The 20,633-nt window shown below is 63.2% G+C and carries 17 protein-coding genes and 1 tRNA gene; 5 read left to right on the top strand and 13 right to left on the bottom strand.

Annotation, left to right across the window (positions count from 1 at the left end):
- Positions 1-32: 32 nt before the first annotated feature.
- The 3 genes from OC446_RS06460 to rarD all read left to right on the top strand — a co-directional run bounded on the left by OC446_RS06460 (position 33) and on the right by rarD (position 2,459).
- Positions 33-1,007: a tripartite tricarboxylate transporter substrate-binding protein gene (locus tag OC446_RS06460; protein WP_262028228.1), complete on the top strand. Its 975-nt coding sequence runs from the start codon at positions 33-35 to the stop codon at positions 1,005-1,007.
- A 121-nt stretch (positions 1,008-1,128) separates the two neighbouring features.
- Positions 1,129-1,205, top strand: a tRNA-His gene (locus tag OC446_RS06455).
- Positions 1,206-1,529: 324 nt separating this feature from the next.
- Positions 1,530-2,459 (top strand): EamA family transporter RarD, encoded by a 930-nt coding sequence (gene rarD, locus OC446_RS06450; RefSeq protein ID WP_262028227.1) that lies wholly within the window; start codon positions 1,530-1,532, stop codon positions 2,457-2,459.
- 479 nt (positions 2,460-2,938) lie between these two features.
- Here the strand turns inward: rarD and OC446_RS06445 are convergent, their stop codons facing one another.
- From OC446_RS06445 to OC446_RS06420, 6 genes are all read right to left on the bottom strand, one after another.
- Positions 2,939-4,222 (bottom strand): hypothetical protein, encoded by a 1,284-nt coding sequence (locus OC446_RS06445; protein ID WP_262028226.1) that lies wholly within the window; start codon positions 4,220-4,222, stop codon positions 2,939-2,941.
- 586 nt (positions 4,223-4,808) lie between these two features.
- The gene (locus OC446_RS06440; protein WP_262028289.1) at positions 4,809-5,744 is read right to left on the bottom strand and encodes a sugar-binding protein; all 936 of its coding nucleotides are present in this window, start codon (positions 5,742-5,744) and stop codon (positions 4,809-4,811) included.
- Between the two features lie 118 nt (positions 5,745-5,862).
- Positions 5,863-6,912: an ABC transporter permease gene (locus OC446_RS06435; protein ID WP_262028225.1), complete on the bottom strand. Its 1,050-nt coding sequence runs from the start codon at positions 6,910-6,912 to the stop codon at positions 5,863-5,865.
- Complete coding sequence (locus OC446_RS06430) at positions 6,912-7,652, bottom strand: ATP-binding cassette domain-containing protein (RefSeq protein ID WP_262028224.1); 741 nt, start codon at positions 7,650-7,652, stop codon at positions 6,912-6,914. Before OC446_RS06430 ends, OC446_RS06435 begins: the two co-directional genes overlap by 1 nt.
- Before the next feature lie 140 nt (positions 7,653-7,792).
- Entirely contained in the window at positions 7,793-8,629 is an 837-nt protein-coding gene (locus OC446_RS06425) for an amidohydrolase family protein (protein WP_262028223.1), read from the bottom strand.
- Positions 8,630-8,634: 5 nt separating this feature from the next.
- On the bottom strand, positions 8,635-9,648 hold the full coding sequence (locus OC446_RS06420; RefSeq protein WP_262028222.1) for an aldo/keto reductase: 1,014 nt from the start codon (positions 9,646-9,648) through the stop codon (positions 8,635-8,637).
- A 319-nt stretch (positions 9,649-9,967) separates the two neighbouring features.
- On the opposite strand from OC446_RS06420, the gene OC446_RS06415 reads away from it, so the two are divergent.
- Positions 9,968-10,672, top strand: a complete 705-nt coding sequence (locus OC446_RS06415; RefSeq protein WP_262028221.1) for a FadR/GntR family transcriptional regulator — start codon at positions 9,968-9,970, stop codon at positions 10,670-10,672.
- Positions 10,673-11,540: 868 nt separating this feature from the next.
- Here OC446_RS06415 and OC446_RS06410 read toward each other — a convergent pair.
- From OC446_RS06410 to OC446_RS06385, 6 genes are all read right to left on the bottom strand, one after another.
- Positions 11,541-13,181: a GMC family oxidoreductase gene (locus OC446_RS06410; protein WP_262028220.1), complete on the bottom strand. Its 1,641-nt coding sequence runs from the start codon at positions 13,179-13,181 to the stop codon at positions 11,541-11,543.
- 66 nt (positions 13,182-13,247) lie between these two features.
- Positions 13,248-14,222, bottom strand: coding sequence for a branched-chain amino acid ABC transporter permease (locus OC446_RS06405; RefSeq protein ID WP_262028219.1), 975 nt, complete (start codon positions 14,220-14,222; stop codon positions 13,248-13,250).
- A 4-nt stretch (positions 14,223-14,226) separates the two neighbouring features.
- Entirely contained in the window at positions 14,227-15,114 is an 888-nt protein-coding gene (locus OC446_RS06400; RefSeq protein ID WP_262028218.1) for a branched-chain amino acid ABC transporter permease, read from the bottom strand.
- A 6-nt stretch (positions 15,115-15,120) separates the two neighbouring features.
- Positions 15,121-15,828, bottom strand: a complete 708-nt coding sequence (locus OC446_RS06395; RefSeq protein ID WP_262028217.1) for an ABC transporter ATP-binding protein — start codon at positions 15,826-15,828, stop codon at positions 15,121-15,123.
- Complete coding sequence (locus OC446_RS06390; protein ID WP_262028216.1) at positions 15,821-16,579, bottom strand: ABC transporter ATP-binding protein; 759 nt, start codon at positions 16,577-16,579, stop codon at positions 15,821-15,823. Before OC446_RS06390 ends, OC446_RS06395 begins: the two co-directional genes overlap by 8 nt.
- A 120-nt stretch (positions 16,580-16,699) precedes the next feature.
- A complete protein-coding gene (locus tag OC446_RS06385) occupies positions 16,700-17,908 on the bottom strand; it encodes an ABC transporter substrate-binding protein (protein WP_262028215.1) in 1,209 nt (402 codons plus the stop codon).
- Between the two features lie 317 nt (positions 17,909-18,225).
- On the opposite strand from OC446_RS06385, the gene OC446_RS06380 reads away from it, so the two are divergent.
- A complete protein-coding gene (locus OC446_RS06380; protein WP_262028214.1) occupies positions 18,226-19,713 on the top strand; it encodes an NAD-dependent succinate-semialdehyde dehydrogenase in 1,488 nt (495 codons plus the stop codon).
- Between the two features lie 70 nt (positions 19,714-19,783).
- On the opposite strand, the gene OC446_RS06375 is transcribed toward OC446_RS06380, so the two are convergent.
- On the bottom strand, positions 19,784-20,626 hold the full coding sequence (locus tag OC446_RS06375; protein ID WP_262028213.1) for an endonuclease/exonuclease/phosphatase family protein: 843 nt from the start codon (positions 20,624-20,626) through the stop codon (positions 19,784-19,786).
- Positions 20,627-20,633 lie beyond the last annotated feature (7 nt).

Genomic DNA, 20,633 nt, shown 5'->3' with positions numbered 1-20,633 from the left:
TGAGGCCATAATGTAAACCAGGGAGGAAACTGATGAAGACAATCGCACTGGCCCTTGCGGCCGTGGCCGGTTTGGCGGCAACAGGCGCCCACGCCCAAGGTTATCCCACCCGGCCGATCACCATGATCGTGCCCTTCGCGGCGGGCGGCCCGACGGACGTGATCGCCCGGATCGTCACCGATCACATGAGCCGTACCCTCGGCCAGCAGATCGTCATCGAAAACGTGGCGGGTGCCGGCGGCACCACGGGCATCACCCGTGCGGCCCAGTCGCAGCCGGACGGCTACACCATCATGATGGGCCATATGGGCACCCACGGCGCCGCGCCGGCCTTGTACCCGAACCTGAAATACGATCCGACCAAGGACTTCGCCCCCATCGGCCTCGCCGCCGGCACGCCGATCGTCATCGTGGCCAAGAAGGACTTTCCGGCCAACGACCTGAAGGGTTTCCTCGAGTACCTGAAGGCCAACAGCGACAAGGTGAACATGGCCCATGCGGGCGTGGGCTCCGTCTCGCACTCCACGGGCATCTTCTTCAACTCGGTGGTCAAGGCGAAGCCCACTATGGTCGCTTATCGCGGCACCGGCCCGGCTCTGAACGACCTGATGGCCAACACGGTCGACTTCATGACGGACCAGATCGTCAACGTGGCGCCGCAGATCCAGGGCAACAACATCAAGGCCTTCGCCATCGCGACCCCGGAGCGCTCCCCCGTGCTGCCGAACGTGCCGACCACCAAGGAGGCCGGCCTCGACGGGTATGAAGTCAGCGCCTGGAATGCGGTGTTCGCCCCCAAGGCCACCCCGCCGGACGTGGTCAAGAAACTCAGCGACGCGCTCATGAAGTCCCTCGACGACGAGAACACCAAGAAGCGGCTCCTTGACCTCGGCGGCGTGATCCCGACCAACGCCGAACGGACCCCGGAAGCCCTGCAGAAGCTCGTCGAGAGCGAAGTGGCTCGCTGGACCCCGGTCCTCAAGGCCGCCGGCGCCACCGCCGAGTAAGCCCTTCAAAGCTTGAGCATACGAGACGGCGGGCTCCCGGGCCCGCCGTTCTCATTTCAGATTCTGAAATGAGAACAGGACTTGAAATTACCCGCCCGGGCGATTACACCCTGCCTCACGTGCAGCCGTAGCTCAGTTGGTTAGAGCACCAGATTGTGGATCTGGGGGTCCCCCGTTCGAGCCGGGGCGGCTGTACCACTTCATAATCAATGGTTCAGCCCTCGCAGGTTCGAGGCGTGTCTTCCGGGCTATTGGCCCGGACGTCGTGTGACGGGCCGCGTGCCGTGTCCCTCCAAAAATCGGCGTCAAAAGCGGGCGTGACGGTTCATGCCGTCGACCCGGCCGTTTACCAACATCATCCGAGTACACGTCTTGGCGGAGTGCCGCATCGCTTTGGGGAAGACCAGTTGTCGTCTCACCAAGGTGGGGCTATCCCGTGACCACGAATTGACATAGGAGCGTGGCGAGCGGGAGACCTCGCAAGGCCTGCCCTCCATCAAACGGGCGAGGCCAGAGGTTAAGATGGGAACAGGACCAGCGCCTTCGGAGGCAGAGCGGGCACAGGCCGGGGTGTTTTATGCCTTGGCGGCGTTCTTCATGTGGGGTCTGGCCGTTCCGCTTCACTTCAAGCTCGTGTCTGCGGTGCCGGCCCTTCAGATTCTCGCTCACCGGATCGTCTGGGCCAGCGTGTTTGCCCTCGGCCTGATCCTCGCGGGTCGGCAATGGCGTAAGCTCATCGAGGCGCTGACTTCCGGTCGCCGGCTGCTGCTTCTGTGCCTTTCGGCCGGTCTCATCGCGATCAACTGGCTCATCTACATCTGGGCGGTCAATTCCGGGCATCTCGTTCAGACGAGCCTCGGTTATTTCATCAATCCGCTTCTGAACGTCGTGCTCGGCGTTCTCTTCCTGCGGGAGCGGCTGAACCCGGCGCAGGTCGCCGCCTGCGTGATTGCCGCGCTCGGCGTGTTGGTGCTCGCCATCTCGTCGGGGGAGATGCCCTGGGTCGCGCTGGCGCTGGCCTCCAGCTTCGGCTTTTACGGCCTCGTCAGGAAGATCGTGCCGGTCGCTCCGCTCATCGGCTTCTGCGTCGAGTCGCTTCTGCTCACTCCCTTGGCCCTGAGCTATCTCGCGTTCGTGGTCACGAATGGCCAGTCCGTGGCCTTCCGGGGCGACCTGCGCCTGGATGCGCTTCTTATCCTGACCGGGCTCAGCACCGCACTGCCGCTCATCTGGTTCGCGGCCGCCGCGCAGAGACTGAAGCTCTCCACCATCGGTCTCCTGCAATATCTCGCCCCGTCCGGCCAGCTCGCCCTCGGTGTCCTCGTCTATGAGGAGGCCTTCGGATGGATCGACGGCATGGCGTTCAGCCTGATCTGGATTGCCCTCGGGGTCTACACCGCCAGCGCCCTGAGATCCTCGTCTGCGGTTCCCAGACCTGCAAGCCGAGGTTAGAGCAACGGACTGGAGATTCCACTCCCGCACTTTTGGGCTGGCGCGAATTGCGATTCAGCTGCTGGAGCAGGAGGTGGATCACGGAACTGCGTGTGCGGTTGCCGGCATTGTCGAGGCATGTCACTTCTACCGAGCGACAGCACAGCGCTCTGACATCAGCGAAAGCTTCGCCACCAATTTGGTACGGCGACTGAAATTCCGAATGCTCAAGCGGCGTACCCGGCAACGCAGTCCTGCGCCTGCACAACGAAAGGCCGCGCATCGTATGTCCAACACGGCATAGCGGGTTATCTGAGTCACCTTCTTGATGCGGATCACACGCTCAAGCACGTGATCCGCCGTAGTCATTGCATTCTGCGGGAGCGTCAGGCGAGAGGCGAGATCCATCCCATCGATCCGTTCTTCTCTCTTGCGGCCTGTGTGATCGTTCGAAGGAGTTCGCTATGTTCATCAGACGATCCCACGACAGTACTGATACTCTAGGTGAAGTCGAAATCGGATGCGGTTAGCTTCGCGACATGCTTGACCGTGACGCTGTTGCTGTCATCGAAATGGATGACGCTATCTTTGCCCACCGTCTCGATCGTTGCGCCGGTGAAGCGCTCCAGAAGACGAAGGAACACTTTGTTGGGCAGGTGCTCCAATGCGCGGTCTGAGATATGAGAGAGGCCAAAGCCGTCCAACTCAATGGTGTCCCGCCCTCGGTGGAAGTCGTGGATGACGTCGTTTCCATTGTCGCGGCCGAAGACGAACGTGTCCGCGCCGCCGGTGGCGGTGCCGTCCGAGTCTCCGAAGTCTCCCCACATGTGATCGTCGGCACTGGCGCCGCTGACGAGGCGGTCATCCCCACCTTTGGAGCCCTTGTTCATGGTGATGGCGTCGCCGTAGAGAAAGTTCTCTCCGGAGGGTGCGCCACCCGTGAGTGTGTCGTTGCCACCTTTGGAGGAGGTCATGTCATTGGCATCGCCGAGGAGCACGTTGGAAAAGGAATGCGCCCCGCCGGTCAGATGATCGTCGCCTCCTTTGGAGCGGATCATGGTGTAGGCGTCGCCCCGAAGCCCGTTCCCGGCAGCGCGCTCACTTCCTGTCAGGATGTCGTTCCCACCTTTCGATGAAGTCATCTCATGGGCGTCGCCGGTAAGGTCGTTGTAATCTGAGCTTGCCCCGCCCGTGAGTGTGTCGTCGCCACCCCTGGAATGAGTCATGCCGTGGGCATCACCGAAGAGGCTGTTTCCGTAAGAGTTCTCTCCGCCCGTAAGGTGATCGTCGCCGCCCCTGGAACGGGCCATGTCATAGGCGTCGCCGTAGAGCCGGTTGTCGGTGGCGTGCGCTCCGCCGGTGACGGTGTCGTTCCCGCCTGTGGAGGACGTCATGGTGCGAGCGTCGCCGTAGAGACCCGAGTTGAAAAACGAGAACGCTCCCCCCGTCAGGATGTCATTTCCGCCTTTGGAGGAGGTCATGATATCGGCGTCGCCGTAGAGAAAGTTGTCGTCCGTGTGTGCTCCACCGGTGAGATGGTCGTTGCCGCCCTTGGAGCCGTACGTCATGATGCTGGCGTCGCCGAAGAGGCTGTTGACGATCGGAATATACTCACCCGAGACGGTTAGGCTCCCACCAGTCAGAGTGTCGTTCCCGCCCCTGGCGGGTGTGTCGGGCGGGGACATCGTCCCGTCGGTATCACCGTAGATCTGGTTCGACTCGTTGTCAGTGCCGTTCAGAGGAGGGGGCGGATTGTTTCGGAAGTCTCCAACAATGTATGCCATAGCTTGATCCTCACGGTGTGAATGAGACTAGACACAAACCGGGAGCGCCGCATTTAGCTTCTGCGACATCATGTGGGGGCGCGACGCATGGAGAACGGCATGCGAAGTCCCGATGCTTTGGGACGAACTCGGTTTCGGTTCCCCGACTCGGCTAGAGCAGCCAATATTGTTCAGGTTTCGCCGTCACTCAGGATCCAACCAATGCTGGTCGAGCATGGTTGCGAATTGCGGCCGTTTCGCAACCATGAACAAGCCCTTAAGGAGTAGTCGAGGCCCACCCGATGTAGTGTGCGGACCTTCGCGTCACGCCGGGCAATAGCTCAGTTTAGATCGGGGAGCATCAGAAATGGCGACCACCAGAGCAAGCAGGCCAGCGGACGAAGCGCGATATTAGGAAACGGCTTTTGCGCGAAGATGCGGCAAACCGGAAACGTGAGGCATCGGGCGTACGTCCGAACTCACGTCCGATTCTTGAGGATGTGCTCTGGCCACCAAGACAAGAAAGGCATCGGGGTGCGCTTCAACGGAAGCGCCCTGGAGAGGTCTTTCCAGGGCGCGGGTGTGTGCCAGTGATTGAAGTGTCAGCTCATTTGAGCATGGACGCGACATTGTCCTTCGTCACGCGGTCGATGCCCGCATAGACGATGTCCTGGACCTTCTCGCCTTTCTTGAGCTGCATCAGGATGTCCATGGCCTTTTCGCCCATCTCGTAGGGACGCTGTCCGACGAGAGCATTGGCATAACCGTCGCGCAGCAATTCGAGCTGCACCTTCAGGGTATCGGCCACCACGAGGCTGAATTTGCCCTGGTCCATGGCTTCCTTGTTCTTGTTGACGAAGCTCTTGTAGGCCTCGGGAACGAACATCGGCCAGCCGCCGACCGGCACGATGGCGGCGAGATCCGGATTGGCGGTCTTGAGGTCCTGCATCTGCTGCACGGCGAGGGCGAGGTCGTCATTGCAATAGGTGGGTGAGCCGGAGACTTCGGTCCACTTGGAGCCTTTCAGCGCATCGCGCACGCCTTCGACACGCTCCTTCAGGTTGGCGGCGGCCGGACCACCCGACACCATGGCGTATTTTCCGCCGTCCGGACGCAGCTTCAGAAGCTCCTCGCCGAGGGCGCGGCCCATGGCCCGGTTGTCGGTGCCCACATGCGCCTGACGCGCGGAGTTCGGGGCATCGGCATCGAATGTGATCACCGGAATGCCCGCGTCGCGCGCGGACTTGATCACACGCACGGCGGCCGCCGCGTCGGAGACGGAGATGGCGATGCCGTCGACCTTCTGGCTGATCAGGTCCTGGATGATCTGAGCCTGGCTCGCCGGTTCATGCTCGACCGGCCCCTTGTAGATGCATTCGACATTCCCGAGCTCTTTCGCACGCTTCATGCATCCGTCGCGGGAGAGATCGAAATAGGGATTGTTCATCGCCTTCGGAACGATGGCGAACTTGTAGGTCTGCTGCGCCATAGCCGGCGCGGTGAGCGCCGCGGCAGCGACCGCGGCAAGGATCAGGCGTTTCATCATGTCTTCCTCCTGGTTGGTTCTCGGTCCCATTGATGGGGTCTCATGACCGGCTTCTGTCGTCCGGCTTTTCGTGTCCGCTTGGGAGGCAGGCAGTGCTGGCCTCCGACAACGGTGTTCAGGATGTCATGCGCAGGGTCCGCAGGCGGTCGACCAGGACCGCCAGGATGATGATCCCGCCCACGAGGACGATCTGCCAATAGGCGTTGATGCCCGCGAGGACGAGGCCATTGCGGATGACTTCGATGAGAAGGGCGCCGATGACCGCGCCCGCTGGCCCTCCGATGCCCCCGCTGAGATTGGCGCCGCCGATGACTGCCGCGGCGATGATCGTTAGTTCGTAGCCGGTCGCGAGATTGGCCGGGGCTGAGCCGAGCCATCCCACCATCAGGATGCCCGCGAACCCGGCCGACAGGGAGGACAGGACGTAGACGGCGATCTTGACCCGCTCGACCGCGACGCCCGTCAGCGCCGCAGCCTTCTCGTTGCCGCCGAGCGCGAAGATGTGCCGCCCGAAAGCCGTGTGGTGAAGAACGATGCCGATGATGGCCGCGAGAACGAGCAGATAGATGATGGCCACCGGCACGCCGGCGATGTTGCCGTCGGTGATGTCGTAGAAGAGATTCACGTCCGGCCCGGTCGGCGCCTGCCCGCGTCCTTCGGTGACCGCATAGGCGAGGCCGCGGACGATCGACAGCATACCGAGCGTCGTCACGAAGGGAGAGAGGCCGACACGGGCGATGAGCACGCCGTTCGCGAGGCCGATCAGCAGCGCCACGCCGAGGCCCGCACTGAGCGAGACCACCATGCCCGCAAGCGGTATGTTGTCGAGAAACGTGCCGCTCACGGCCTGCATGACGATGGCGCAGGTGATGGCCGAAAGGGCCATGGTCGAGCCGACGGAGAGGTCGATGCCGCCGGTGACGATCACGAGGGTGACGCCCAAGGTCACGATACCGACGAAGGAGAAGTTCTTCGCCACGTTGGCGAGGTTTCCCGGGCTCAGGAAAGCCGAGCTCAGGAATGACATCACGATCATGATGACGATGAGCGCGACCGCCACATAGGCCGTCTGGCTCGCGAAGAAACCGCGACGCCACCAGCGCGCCCGGCCCACATTCGAGAAGTCGCTTGCGTCGGAACTGGTTGCCGGAGAGAGTTCACTCATCACGCCGCTTCCTTGGCGCCCGTAATCAGCGCGGTGACTTCCTCGGGGCTCGATTGGTCGATGGGCTTGTCCGCCACCTTGGTCCCGCGCCGCATCACGACCACGCGCTCGCAGACGGAGAAGACATCCGGCATACGGTGCGAAATCAGGATCACGGCGATGCCCGCATCCTTCAGGCGGCGGATGAGGTCGAGCACCTCGGCCACCTGTCGCACGGAGATGGCCGCCGTCGGCTCGTCCATGAGGATGAGCTTGGCCTTGGCGAGGCGCGTGCGGGCGATCGCCACCGCCTGCCGCTGGCCACCCGACATGGCGCGGACCACATCGTCGGGTCGTGTCTCCGATTTGAGTTCGCGGAACAGGGCCGCGGTGCGCTGGTTCATGGCGGCATGGTCGAGGAACGAGAACGGCCCGACCTTGCGCCTCAGCTCGCGCCCGAGAAACACGTTGGCGGCGGCCGTCAAGTTGTCGGCGAGAGCGAGGTCCTGATAGACGACCTCGATGCCGACCGAGCGGGCATCGACCGGCCGCGTGAAATGGACTTCCTGATCCTCGAACAGAACCTTGCCGTGCGAGGGCGGGAAGTTGCCCGCGATGATCTTCACCAGGGTCGATTTGCCGGCGCCGTTGTCGCCCATCAGGCCGACGACCTCACCGGGTCTGATCGTGAGATTGACGTGGGACAGGGCCCGGATGGCGCCGAATTCCTTCCCGACGTCTTGCAGGACGAGGAGTGACAAGACGTTCCTCCCTCTATGTCAGGCTCTCGCCTGTGCGGCGTCTGTGCGCCATGGTTGATCTAAGCACGGGACCGCAGGCGATGTCATCTGCGCCTTCGGGGGAAAAGACGCGATTGGACGAGCCCTCTTCGTGTGCGGCGTCATGCAGGTTCCTTGCTCCCGTCGAGCCTGTAGAAGCGGATGGCATTCTGGCCGAAGACTGCATCGTGATGGTGGTGCGGCACGAAGGCGTGGCACATGGCGAGCCACTCCTCGTAGGTTCCCGCAAGCTTCAGGACCGGCCAGTCGCTGCCCCAGATCAGGCGCTCGGGACCGAACAATGCGAGAAGCGCATCGGCGTAAGGTTTGATCGCTTCCGCATCGCGCCGTTCACCAGCTTCGGTCAGGAGGCCCGATAGCTTGCAGTGAATGTTCGGAAGAGCGGCCAAGCCCACCATGGCTTCGCGCCATGCAGCGATTTCACCCGCCGCAATGCGCGGCTTCGCGCCATGATCGATAACGATAGAAAGATCGGGATGGCGCTTGGCGAAGGTCGTCAGGGCCCTCAGGTGCTGCGGCATCACCAATGCGTCGAAACACAGATCAGCTGCCTTCATGGCCGCGATGGCGGGATCGAGACGCGGATCGTCGATCCAGTCGACATCCGGAGTATCCTGCAGCATGGGCCGCAGGCTCTTCAGCTTCGGATGGGCCGCGAGCCGGGCAATATGGCTCGCCGCATCGGCCGCCTTGAGATCGACCCAGCCGACGACGCCGAGGATGAACCGATGCCGGTCAGCCAGATCCAGCATGAAGTCGGTATCGGCCGTATTGGGAAGCGACTGCACGAGGATCGTGCCGCCGATGCCACATGCGTTCAGCAGGAGCTCCAGATCGGGCGGGACGAAATCACGATGGATCTCCGCCAGGTCCGGCGGAGGCCATTGCCCTTGTCGGTTGCGCATCAGCCAGAAATGCTGGTGAGCATCGATCCGCATGGAGCCTATTCGCCTTCACGCGGGAGGGGAGCGGCTTCGTCCAGCAATCCGTCCTTCCTCAGCGCCGTCCAGAGTTCTTCAGGGATGGACCGCTCGAACCAGGCCACGTTGGTGTGAAGCTGCTCTGCGTCGCGGGCTCCCGTCACGCAGGAGACGACGGCCGAATGGGCCAGGGGAAAGCGGAAGGCCGCGGCCGGGAGCGGGACGTCGAATGCGTCGCACGCCGCCTTCAGAGCCTGAACGCGCCGCACGACCTCCGGCGGAGCATCCGCGTAGTCGAACTTGTTGTTGCCGGCGAGGATGCCTGAATTGAACGGGCCGGCAATGACGATTCCTGTTCCAGCGCGGGCGCATCTGTCGAGCAAGGGAAGGCTCATCTGCTCCAGCAGCGTATAGCGGCCCGCGAGCATGACGACATCGAGATCCGCTTCCCCCATGGCATCGTGAACCACCTCGGCCTCGTTGACTCCCAGCCCGATGGCCGTGACATATCCGCTGTCGCGCAGCTCCAGGAGCGCCCGGAAACCGCCGCCTGCGGTCAGCTGGCGCCAGTAATGCTCATGCCGGTCGCCGTGGGTGTAGCGGCCGATGTCGTGAATGTAGAGGATGTCGATCTTGAGCAGGCCGAGGCGCTGCCGGCTGTCCTCGAAGGACTTCAGGATCGCGTCGTAGGTGTAGTCGTAGACGGGACGGAACGGGAGGGGATGCACCCAGCCGTTCTCTTCCGCGCTGACGGTTTCATCGGGCACCATCAGGCGCCCGGCCTTCGTGCTGAGGATATAGTCGTCCCGCTCGCGGTCGCACAGCAGGGCGCCGAGCCGACGCTCGGAGCGCGTGTAGCCGTAATAGGGAGCCGTATCGAAATAGCGGATGCCATGAGCCCAGGCTGCTTCGGTGGTGGCTTGGGCCTCCGCGAAGCTCGTGGGGCTGTAGAGCCCTCCCATCGGTGCACTGCCGAGGCCGAGCACCGTGAGGGACAGGTCGCTGCGGGAGAGGGCGCGACGCTCGGAGATCTTCATGGCGCGCCCTTGATCGTCGCGCGGCAGGAAGCAGTCCGTCGCTCGGCCGCCTCGGGCCGGTCCGGCGTGCCGGTGCAATGGTGGAGATGGGCTGTCACGCTGCGCATGCTTCCTCCCTCTGCAATTTGTCTCTGAACCCGAGCCCCATTCTTCGCAGGGCTTGAGGCTTGAATTGGTCAGGCCAATCCGCGAGCAATAGGAATATGGCCGGCGTTGACGATCGGTCAAGTCAAAAGGAATGGTCCCGGATTGTGCCTCGATCCGCGTTGTCAGTGGTCTGAGGTGGAATTATGGTCAGGCCAATTGCAGGTCCGCGCTCATGTCCATTGCCCTCCGATCGATCGAACCCCGGCGTCTCTATCAGCAGGTGGCCGACCAGATTCGTGCCCTGATCCAGGCCGGCCAGTTTCAGGCTGGAGGACGTCTTCCCGCCGAGCGGGACCTCGCGCAACAACTGGGGGTTTCTCGCCCGTCGCTCCGGGAAGCTCTCATCGCTCTCGAGATCGATGGCAGCGTCGAAATCCGGTCCGGGTCCGGCGTTTATGTCTGCGCTCCGGTCGAGCCGGCAGCCGGCACGATGCATGCGATGGGGGAGAGCCCCTCGGAGCTGATGCAGGCACGGGCGGCCATTGAGGGGACGGTTGCGGCCCTTGCCTGCGCCCGTATGACCCCGGAAGGGCTTGCCTCCCTTCAGGCGACGATCCAGGGGATGCGGGCTGACATCACGGATGGACGCGATCCGCTCGACCAGGACCGTCAGTTCCACCTCGCCATTGCGGGCCTCTCTGGTAATTCGGTGCTCATGCGCATCGTGCGCGATCTGTTCGACGAGCGGCACAGTCCGATCTCCGCTCAGCTGAGAAACCGGTTCGACAGCCGCGAGGGCTGGCACGCGGCCCTTCAAGAACATGAAGCCGTCTATGCAGCCTTCGAGAATGCCGATCCGCCGATGGCGCAGGCTGCGATGCGGATGCATCTCGAGGCGTCGAAGAGGCGGTGGCTTGGGACCGAAGCATTGGGGTGAAGTCGCTCCTTGCCGAGGAGGCGGTTTAGGGACGTCGACACTCCCGCAAAGAAAAGGCCGGGATTCGATCCCGGCCTTGAAAGTTCAAATCACACGCTGTGAGCAATGTTTTCACAGAGTCTGATTGGAATCGCAATTCAATGACAATGAAATCTGGTGCGTCGGCTCGGTGTGGTTCGAGAGCCCGCACCGTTCGGGGCCAGAAAAGATCTTCCGTCCTATGTCGATGGTGGAAACCTCGGTGGCAGACAGCTTATGCCATCGCGGCTCGGCGCCGCATCCGGGCCTGAGGGGTTGGAGCGCCTCGTCGGCGATCACCGTGCCATTTATGTCTCTCAGCTCGGCGCGACAGAATAAATCGATGCCATTTCATCTGCCCCAGATTGAGTCAGCCATTTCGCTGTACTCTTAGAGTAAAATTCTGAATTCCAGTGGAGAGATTGCCGAAAGATGGCAGGAGAGAAACGCAGTATACTTACGGAATGATCTAACCGTTCAGTTTAAACGTTTAGATCCCATGATTCATCGACATTTACGTCCCGATAACCATGAAAGGTGTTCTGCTGGCTGAATAAGGCAACATCGTGGCGCCGTGAGAAAAAGCTCACTCTAGAGCCAAGACTTCGATCTCTCGTAAGATAATATGATCATTAGGAGATTATAAACACGTCACGGATCTCGGTAGAAGCGGCTTGGACGCTGAGGAACGTGCCTGGTGGATATCGCTCGCTGATCGCTGGGCCAGGTCAATGGCTGGCGTACCTCTTCGCAGCTTGGCGGCTACTCCCATCCGCCAAGCCCCTGCGACAGCGCTGTCACGCTGCATTCAATTCGTTCCTGTCGCGAATAAGCACAAGACAAAAGCCGGCTATGCCGAGCGCAGGGCAGACACTGCGATCTGCGACTGATCCTCCAGGATGATCGCCGCTCCTCTTTCCGCGATCATCAGGGTCGGCGAGTTCGTATTGCCGCTCGTGATCGTCGGCATCACGGACGCATCGATGACACGCAATCCCTCGACGCCACGAACACGCAGGCGCGAATCCGTAACGGCCATCGGGTCACTGTCGATCCCCATCTTGGCGGTTCCGACAGGATGGAAGATCGTGGTCCCGATGTCCCGCGCTCCGTTCAGGAGTTCCTCGTCCGTCGTCAGCTGGGCGCCGGGCTTGTACTCCTCCGGGCGATATTTCTGAAGGGCGGGCATCGAGACGATGTGCCGGACCAAGCGCAGCGAATCCACCGCCACGCGCTGGTCTTCCGGCGTCGCTAGATAATTTGGACGGATGAACGGCGCATCCTCCGGCGCGCCGCTGCGGATCCTGACGCTTCCCCGGCTGGTCGGCCGCAGGTTGCAGACGCTCGCCGTGAAGGCCGGGAAGGGATGGGGATCTTCCCCGAACCTGTCGAGGGACAAGGGCTGGATGTGGAACTGGAGGTTCGGCGTGGCATATTCGGGCGACGAGCGCGTGAAGGCCCCGAGCTGCGAAGGAGCCATCGTCAGCGGACCTCGGCGAAACAGCGCATATTCCAGCCCCATATGGGCCTTCTTGAGAAGGGACCGGTAATCCTCGTTGAGCGTTCGCACCCCATGTACTTTGTAGATCGGACGCAGCTGCAGATGATCCTGCAGGTTCTCGCCGACGCCCGGCAGGTGGTGGACCGTCTCGATCCCGTGCTGCTGGAGATATGCGCCGTCCCCGATCCCCGACAATTGCAGGAGCTTCGGAGACGCGATGGCGCCCGCTGACAGCACGACTTCCTTACGGGCGAAGATGCGCTTCAGAGCACCGTTCTGGAGGATCTCGACTCCGATGGCTCGCTTGCCTTCGAACAGGATGCGCGTGGCATGGGCCTGGATTTCCAGCTTCAGATTGGGGCGCGGCAAGGCGGGCTTGAGAAAGCCCCGCGCCGAGGACCAGCGCCGTCCACTTTTCTGGTTGACGTGGAAATACGAGATGCCCTCGTTGCTGCCCGTGTTGAAGTCGCTCACGCGGGGAATGCCGGCCTCGACGGCGGCTTCGATGAAGGTGTCGAGCAGGTCCCAGCGGGTCCGGGGCGCCTCGACGCGCCACTCGCCACCAATGCCATGGTGCTCGCCCGCGCCGAGGTAGTGATCGAGGTGCTGGCGGAAGATTGGCTTCACGTCGTCCCAGCCCCAGCCCACCAATCCCATCTGACGCCAGTTGTCGTAATCCTCGCGCTGGCCGCGCATGTAGATCATCGCGTTGATGGCCGAGCAGCCGCCCAAGACCTTGCCGCGTGGATAGTTCAGGACGCGGCCATTCAGGCCCGGCTCGGCCTCGGTCTTGAACATCCAGTCGGCTCGCGGATTGCCGATGGCGAAAAGATAGCCGACCGGAATGTGGAACCAGATCCAGTTGTCCTTGCCGCCGGCTTCGAGAATGCAGACCGAATTGCGGGGATCCTTGGACAGGCGGTTTGCCAGAACGCACCCGGCAGAACCAGCTCCGACGATCACGTAATCGAATGTATCGCTGCCCGACATGGTATGGCTCGATGAAATGAGCGGGCGCTCGATCCGAGCGCCGGCAGAGGTTACGTCGCTCGTACCTTAGGAGGCGTTCTTGCCCCGACGCCGCATCAGTTCCAGGACCTCGCCCACGATGCCTCGGCGGAACAGAAGCACGCAGATCACGAAGATGATGCCGATCAGCACCGTCACGGGGAAGGCGGAGGCCGCAAGATAGTTCTGGAGGGCGATCACCAGGCCGGCGCCGACGATGGGGCCGATCATCGTGCCAATACCGCCGAGCAGGGTCATGAGAATGACCTCGCCGGACATCTGCCATTGCACGTCCGTGAGGGTCGCGAACTGGAACACGATGGCTTTCGTGCCGCCCGCCAAGCCCGCCAGGGCAGCCGACATGACGAAGGCGCCGAGCTTGTAACGGTCGACCCGGTAGCCGAGGGAGACCGCACGTCGCTCGTTCTCGCGGATCGCCTTGAGGATGTTGCCGAAGGGCGAGTTCACGATGCGCCAGATGGAGAAAAAGCCGAACAGGAAGATCGCCAGCGTGACGTAGTACATGGTCAGGGGCTGGTTCAGGTCGATGAAGCCGAGCAGATGGCCGCGTGGCACGCCCTGAATGCCGTCCTCGCCATGGGTGAAGGGCACCTGCAGGCAGATGAAGGCGAACATCTGCGACAGGGCGAGCGTGATCATGGCGAAATAAATGCCCTGCCGGCGGATCGCCACGAAGCCGATGACGAGACCCATGACAGCGGCTCCCGCCACGCCCAGCAGGATGGCGGTCAGGGGCTCCCAGCCCCAAACCTTGGCCGCATGGGCGGTGAAATAGGCCGCTCCGCCGAAGAAGGCCGCATGGCCGAAGGAGAGCAGGCCCACATAGCCGATGAGCAGGTTGAACGCGCAGGCGAAGAGCGCGAAGCAGAGCACGCTCATCAGCATGACGGGGTAGAAGAAGAAAGGAGCCGCCATCAGGGCCGCGATGGCGACCGCTCCGAGCACCATCGAGGACGTGCGGAGCCTGGGCTGTTCCGCGAGATATTGGGTTCCGACAGCCATGATATCACTCCTCCCGCCCGAAGAGACCTGCCGGCCTGACGAGCAGAACGATGGCCATGATCACAAAGATAACGATACTCGAGGCTTCCGGGTAGAAGACCTTCGTCAGGCCCTCAAGGACGCCGAGCACATAGCCGGTCACGATGGCGCCCAGGATCGACCCCATGCCGCCGACGACGACCACGGCGAACACGATGATGATGAGGTTCGAGCCCATGAGCGGGCTCACCTGATAGATCGGGGCCGCCAGGACGCCGGCGAGACCCGCCAGCGCCGCACCCAGGCCGTAGGTGAGGGTCAGGAGCAGCGGGACGTTCACGCCGAAGGCCTGGACGAGCGTGGCGTTTTCCGTCGCGGCGCGGAGATAGGCGCCGAGCCGCGTCTTCTCGATGAGGAGCCATGTGCCCAGGCAGATGACCAGGGAGGCGATCACCACCCAGCCGCGATAGATCGGCATGAACATGAAGCCCAGGTTGACGGCTCCCGTCAGCTGCGGGGGAGGGGAATAGGGCTGGCCCGCGGCGCCGAACCAGTAGCGGAAAGCGCCTTCGAGAATGAGGGCGAGGCCGAAGGTCAGGAGAAGGCCGTAAAGGGGATCCACGCCGTAGAGACGGCTCAGCATGGTTTTCTCGATCACGACCGCGATGGCGCCGACGATCAAAGGGGCCAGGATGAGCGCCGGCCAATAGCCGATCCCGAGCCAGCTCAGGAGCAGGTAGGCAGCGAAGGCGCCCAGCATGTATTGCGCGCCATGGGCGAAGTTGATGACCCGGAGCAATCCGAAGATCACCGCGAGGCCGAGGCTCAGCATGGCATAGAAGGAGCCGTTGATCAGCCCGATGAGGATCTGGCCGTAGAGAGCCGGGGCGGGTATGCCGAAAATGGTGCTCATGATGCTCTACACCCCAAGAACTTCGTGGAGTTCGTCCATGCGCGCATCGAGCTCGTGCCCGGGGAACGAATTCACCATACGCCCATCTTCCATGAGGTAGAAGCGATCGGCCACTTTCTTCGCGAAGCGGAAGTTCTGTTCCACGAGCAGGATGGTCATTCCACGCTTCTTCAAGGCGACCAGCACATCGCCGATGCGCTGGACGATGACGGGAGCCAGACCCTCCGTCGGTTCGTCGAGAAGGATGATCCGCGCACCCGTGCGCAGCACGCGGGCGATGGCGAGCATCTGCTGCTCACCGCCCGACAGCTTCGTGCCCTGGCTCGAACGGCGTTCGTGCAGATTGGGGAAGAGGCTGTAGATCTCCTCCACGCTCATGCCGCCCTCGGAGACGGTCGGCGGCAGCATCAGGTTCTCGGAGACGTTGAGGCTCGCGAAGATTCCGCGCTCCTCGGGCACGTAGCCGAGACCCGACTGCGCGACCTTGTGGAGCGGCAATCCCAGAAGATCCTTGCCGCGCAGGCGAATGACGCCCTCGCGACGGCGCAGGATGCCCATGATGGCGCGCAGGGTCGTGGTCTTGCCCGCGCCGTTGCGGCCGAGAAGGGTGACCGTCTCGCCCTCTCGGATGTCGAGATCGACCCCGTGAAGAACATGGCTTTCGCCGTACCAGGCATTCAGCCCGCGGACTTCGAGAAGAGGAGCGCTACTCATGCTCGGTTCCCATATAGGCTTCGCGCACGCGCGGGTCCTGACTGACTTTCTCGTATGTTCCGTCGGAGAGGATCTCTCCGCGAGCGAGAACGGTGACCCGATCGCAGAGATCGGACACCACGTTCAGGTTATGCTCGACCATCAGCACCGTGCGATCGCGGGCGATGCGCCGGATCAGGTCGGAGATGCGACCGATGTCTTCATGGCCCATGCCGGCCATGGGCTCGTCGAGCAGCAGCATGGCGGGATCGAGAGCCAGGGTGGTGGCGATCTCCAGCGCTCGCTTGCGTCCGTAGGACAATTCAACGGCGGGAAGATGTGCATAGGCCCTGAGGCCGACCGCGTCGATCAGTTCCATCGCGTGCTCGTTGAGCGTCGAAAGGGACGCGGCGGAGCGCCAGAACTGCGTCGCGAGACCCGAGGGACGCTGCAGGGCGATGCGCACGTTGTCGAGCACGGTCAGGTGCGGGAACACGGCGGAAATCTGGAACGAGCGGACGAGCCCGAGACGGGCAACCTCGGCGGGCTGCAGGCCCGTGATGTCCGAGCCCTTGAATGCGATCTGCCCCCGGGTCGGCGTGAGGAATTTTGTGAGCAGGTTGAAGACGGTCGTCTTTCCGGCGCCGTTGGGGCCGATCAGGGCGTGGATCGTGCCCTCATTGACGGACAGCGTCACGTCCTTCACGGCCACGAAGCCGCGAAACTCCATGGTGAGGCCGGTGGCGCTCAAGATAGGTTGCGTACTGACCATTGAATGGGCCGACACTCTCTGGGTGAGGATGCAACGGCTGGCTCGGGCGCGAGGCTCGAGTCCAGCCGTTGTCGAAGGATGAGGTGGGGGCGGCTCACGCCGCCCCGTGCAGCCTGAGGGTTACTGCGTGAGCTGGCAGCCGCTCTCGGCCATGGACAGGTAAGCCTGGTCGCCCGGCACCTTGGCGAGCTGCTTGTACATGTCCCAGTCGCTCTTGCTCTCTTCCGGCTTCTTCACCTGGAAGAGATACATGTCGTAGACCATGCGGCCGTTGGGCAGCACCTTGCCGTTCTTGGCGAAGACGTCCTGGACGGGCATTTCGTGCAGAAGCTTGGCCACCGGCTCGGTCGCGTCGGTGCCGGCCTTCTCGACCGCCTTCAGATATTGCAGGACGGCCGAGTAGGTGCCCATGTGGATCATGTTGGGCATGCGGCCGGTCTTTTCCTGGAACTTCTTCGCGAAGGCGCGATTCTCGTCGCTCTGGTCCCAGTACCAGCCTTCGGTAAGGGTGAGGCCCTGCGCGGCCTTCAGGCCGAGGCCCTTCACTTCGGCCAGGGTGAAGAGGAGCGCCGCCAGACGCGTGCCGCCCTGGGTGATGCCGAACTCCGCCGCCTGCTTGATGGCGTTGGCGGTATCGAGGCCCGCATTGGCGAGGCCGATCACGTTGGCGCCGGAGCTCTGGGCCTGGAGCAGGAAGGACGAGTAATCGGTGGCCGCCAGCGGATGGCGGACGGAACCAACTACCTGGCCGCCCTTCGACTTCACGAATTTCGAGGTCTCGCCCTCGAGGGAGTAGCCGAAGGCGTAGTCGGCCGTGAGGAAGAACCACTTGTTGCCGCCGTTCTCCACCAGCGCGCCGCCGGTGCCGACCGCGAGGGCGTGGGTGTCGTAAGCCCAGTGGAAGCCGAACGGGGTGCACTGCTTGCCCGTGAGGTCGCTCGTGGCGGCGCCGGTCGTGATGGTGATCTTCTTCTTGTCCTTGGACAGGCCCTGCACCGCGAGGGCGACGGACGAGGTGGTCAGCTCCATGATGGAATCGACCTTCTCGGTGTCGTACCATTGCCGGGCGATGCTGGCCGCGACGTCAGGCTTGTTCTGGTGGTCCGCGCTCACGATCTCGACGGGCACGCCCAGAACCTTCCCGCCGAAATCCTGCACGGCCATGCGGGCGGCCTCCACCGAGGACTTGCCGCCGAAATCCGCATAGACGCCGGATTGGTCGTTCAGGATGCCGATCTTGACCACGCCGTCGGAGGCCTGCTGCGCAAGGGCCGACTGCGCCGCGACCGTGCAGCTGAGAGCGAACAGAATTTTGCTGAGAACTCGCATCGATTTCCTTCCCTTCGTGCCGAGGCCGGTTGATCCGGCCATTGTTGGGGCCGTGGCGTCCGCGGATGCCCGGCAATGGTCAGAAAGGTACCGCGACTCGTGTCTTGTGCAATGCGAGAAGAGGTCATCCTTAAGTCGCAGCTATCCTTCTGTTTCTGCCTCATTTTCAGGCACGGGCGCCGCCGTCGGCCATGAAGCCCGGCCGCGCGGCCCGTAACCCTGCTCCGCAGCCCCTGCGGTTCACAGAGCCGGACTCAGCCACTATATCTCGCTGAAGCTTCCCGACCTTCCCATTGTCGAGATTGGAGTCGTTCAAGATGACCGTTCATGCAAAGCCTGTGGATCGCCGTGTGGTGGACCTGAAGGACCCCTCGCTCCTGGTGGGGCAGGCCTATGTGGCGGGCGAGTGGATCGATGCCCCGGACGGCAAGACCATTCCCGTCACCGATCCCTTCGACGGTGCCCTCATCCTCGAAGTTCCCGATCTCGGCCCCGAAGCCGCCCGGCGGGCCATCGACAAGGCCCACGCGGTCCAGAAGGAATGGGCCAAGCGCACCGCCAAGGAGCGCAGCCAGATCCTGCGCCGCTGGTACGACCTGATCGTCGAGAACGCCGACGACCTGGCGCTCATCCTCACCACCGAGCAGGGCAAGCCACTGGCCGAGGCCAAGGGCGAGGTGATCTCGAACGCTGCCTATATCGAGTGGTTCGCCGAAGAGGCCAAGCGCATCGACGGCGACGTCATTCCCGGGGCTTCGCCGTCCCAGCGCATCGTGGTGCTCAAGCAGCCGGTGGGCGTGTGCGCGGCCATCACACCCTGGAATTTCCCCAACGGTATGATCACCCGGAAAGTGGGCCCGGCGCTCGCCGCCGGCTGCACCATGGTGCTCAAGCCCGCCGCTCAGACCCCGCTCTCGGCCCTGGCGCTCGCCGTGCTGGCCGAGCGGGCCGGGGTGCCCAAGGGCGCCTTCTCGGTGGTCACCGGCGAGGCCAAGCCCATCGGCGAGGAGTTCTGCCGCAACCCGAAGGTCGCCAAGATCACGTTCACCGGCTCCACGGGCGTGGGCCGCTGGCTGATGAAGGAAGCGGCCGATGGGATCAAGCGCCTGTCGCTGGAACTCGGCGGTAATGCGCCGTTCATCGTGTTCGACGATGCCGATCTCGATGCGGCGGTCGAGGGCGCGATGGCGTCCAAGTTCCGCAATGCCGGCCAGACCTGCGTCTGCGCCAACCGGATCTACGTGCAGGAGGGCGTGGCCGAGGCCTTCGCCGCGAAGCTCGCCGCCAAGGCCGGAAGCCTCAAGCTCGGCCGGGGCACGGAAGCCGGCGTGACCATGGGGCCGCTGATCGACGACCGCGCCGTGGCCAAGATGGAGGAGCACGTGCAGGACGTGCTGGACAAGGGCGGCAAGCTCTTGGTGGGCGGAAAGCGTTCGGATCTCGGCAGCACGTTCTTCGAGCCCACGGTGATGACGGGTGTCACGCAGAGCATGAAGGTGACGAAGGAAGAGACCTTCGCGCCGCTGGCGCCGATCATCACGTTCAAGGATGAGGCGGACGTGATCGCGATGGCGAACGACTCGGAGTTCGGCCTGGCGTCGTATTTCTACGCCAAGGACATGGCCCGCGTCTGGCGGGTGGCGGAGGCGCTGGAGAGCGGCATGGTGGGCGTGAACACGCCCGCGCTCGCCAACGAGATGGCGCCGTTCGGCGGCGTGAAGCAGTCGGGGCTGGGCCGCGAGGGCTCCAAGTACGGTATCGAGGGCTTCCTCGAAATCAAGTACATCAACATCGCCGGTCTGTAAGAGACCGCAGAAGGCCCGGCCGTTTGCAGCGGCCGGGCCTTTCGTTTGCTCCGTCGAATGCCGGGCGCTTCTATCCGCCCAGCGTCATCGCCACCGGCTGGTGATCGGATGAAGTGGTTTCGACATCGACGCTGACATCCACGATCCGGTCGGCGAGATCCTCCGAGACGAAGATGTAATCGCGGGAATGCGGCCCCTGGGGCCATTGCACGTGATCCGCGACGCCCGTGGTCGGTGGATGCGGGATCGTGTCGTGCCGCGCCGTCCAGGCATCCACGAAAGCCGGAACGTTCGACGTGAAGGGGCGCCGCATGTCCATATAGACCGGATCATGCGGCTCGATATTGAAGTCGCCGCAGACGATGGAGCCGATAGGCGCGGGCAGTGTGCGGTAGGGCCCGTCCGTGGCATCGCGGAAGGTGAGCCGCGCCCGCTTCACAGCGTCCTCGTGCAACTCCCGCAAACGCCCGACCTGAGCCTGCCGATGCTCGTGCGAATGATATTCGAGATGGCAGGTGGTGATGCGGATCGGTCCCGCATCCGTCGCGACGATCGCCTCCAGCGCCTGCCGCTGCATGCTGCGGACCTCGGTGGCGGGCCAGGGCAGCATGTGGCTCGTGACCTGCAGCACGGGCAGGCGCGACAGGATCATGTTGCCGAAAACCTGCGGACTGCCGTCGCCGTCCCGCATCTCGACGGCGGGGCGGAAGATCGCCGCATAGCCGGGCAGGAGCGACGCCAACCGCGCGGGCTGATCGTCATGGCCGTCATGCGGGGCGAAGCCGTGGGAGATCTCCTGGAAGCAGAACACGTCCGCATCGCAGAACGAGCGCGCATCGTCGACGATCCGCGCGAGATCGACCCTCCCGTCGCAGCCCAGGCCCCATTGAATGTTCCAGGTGACGAGCTTCATCGGGTCC

The organism is Microvirga sp. Mcv34 (genome assembly GCF_024519725.1).
Taxonomy (GTDB): domain Bacteria; phylum Pseudomonadota; class Alphaproteobacteria; order Rhizobiales; family Beijerinckiaceae; genus Microvirga.
Note: the sequence above shows the minus strand (reverse complement) of the source record. Positions and strands in the feature narration are given on the sequence as shown.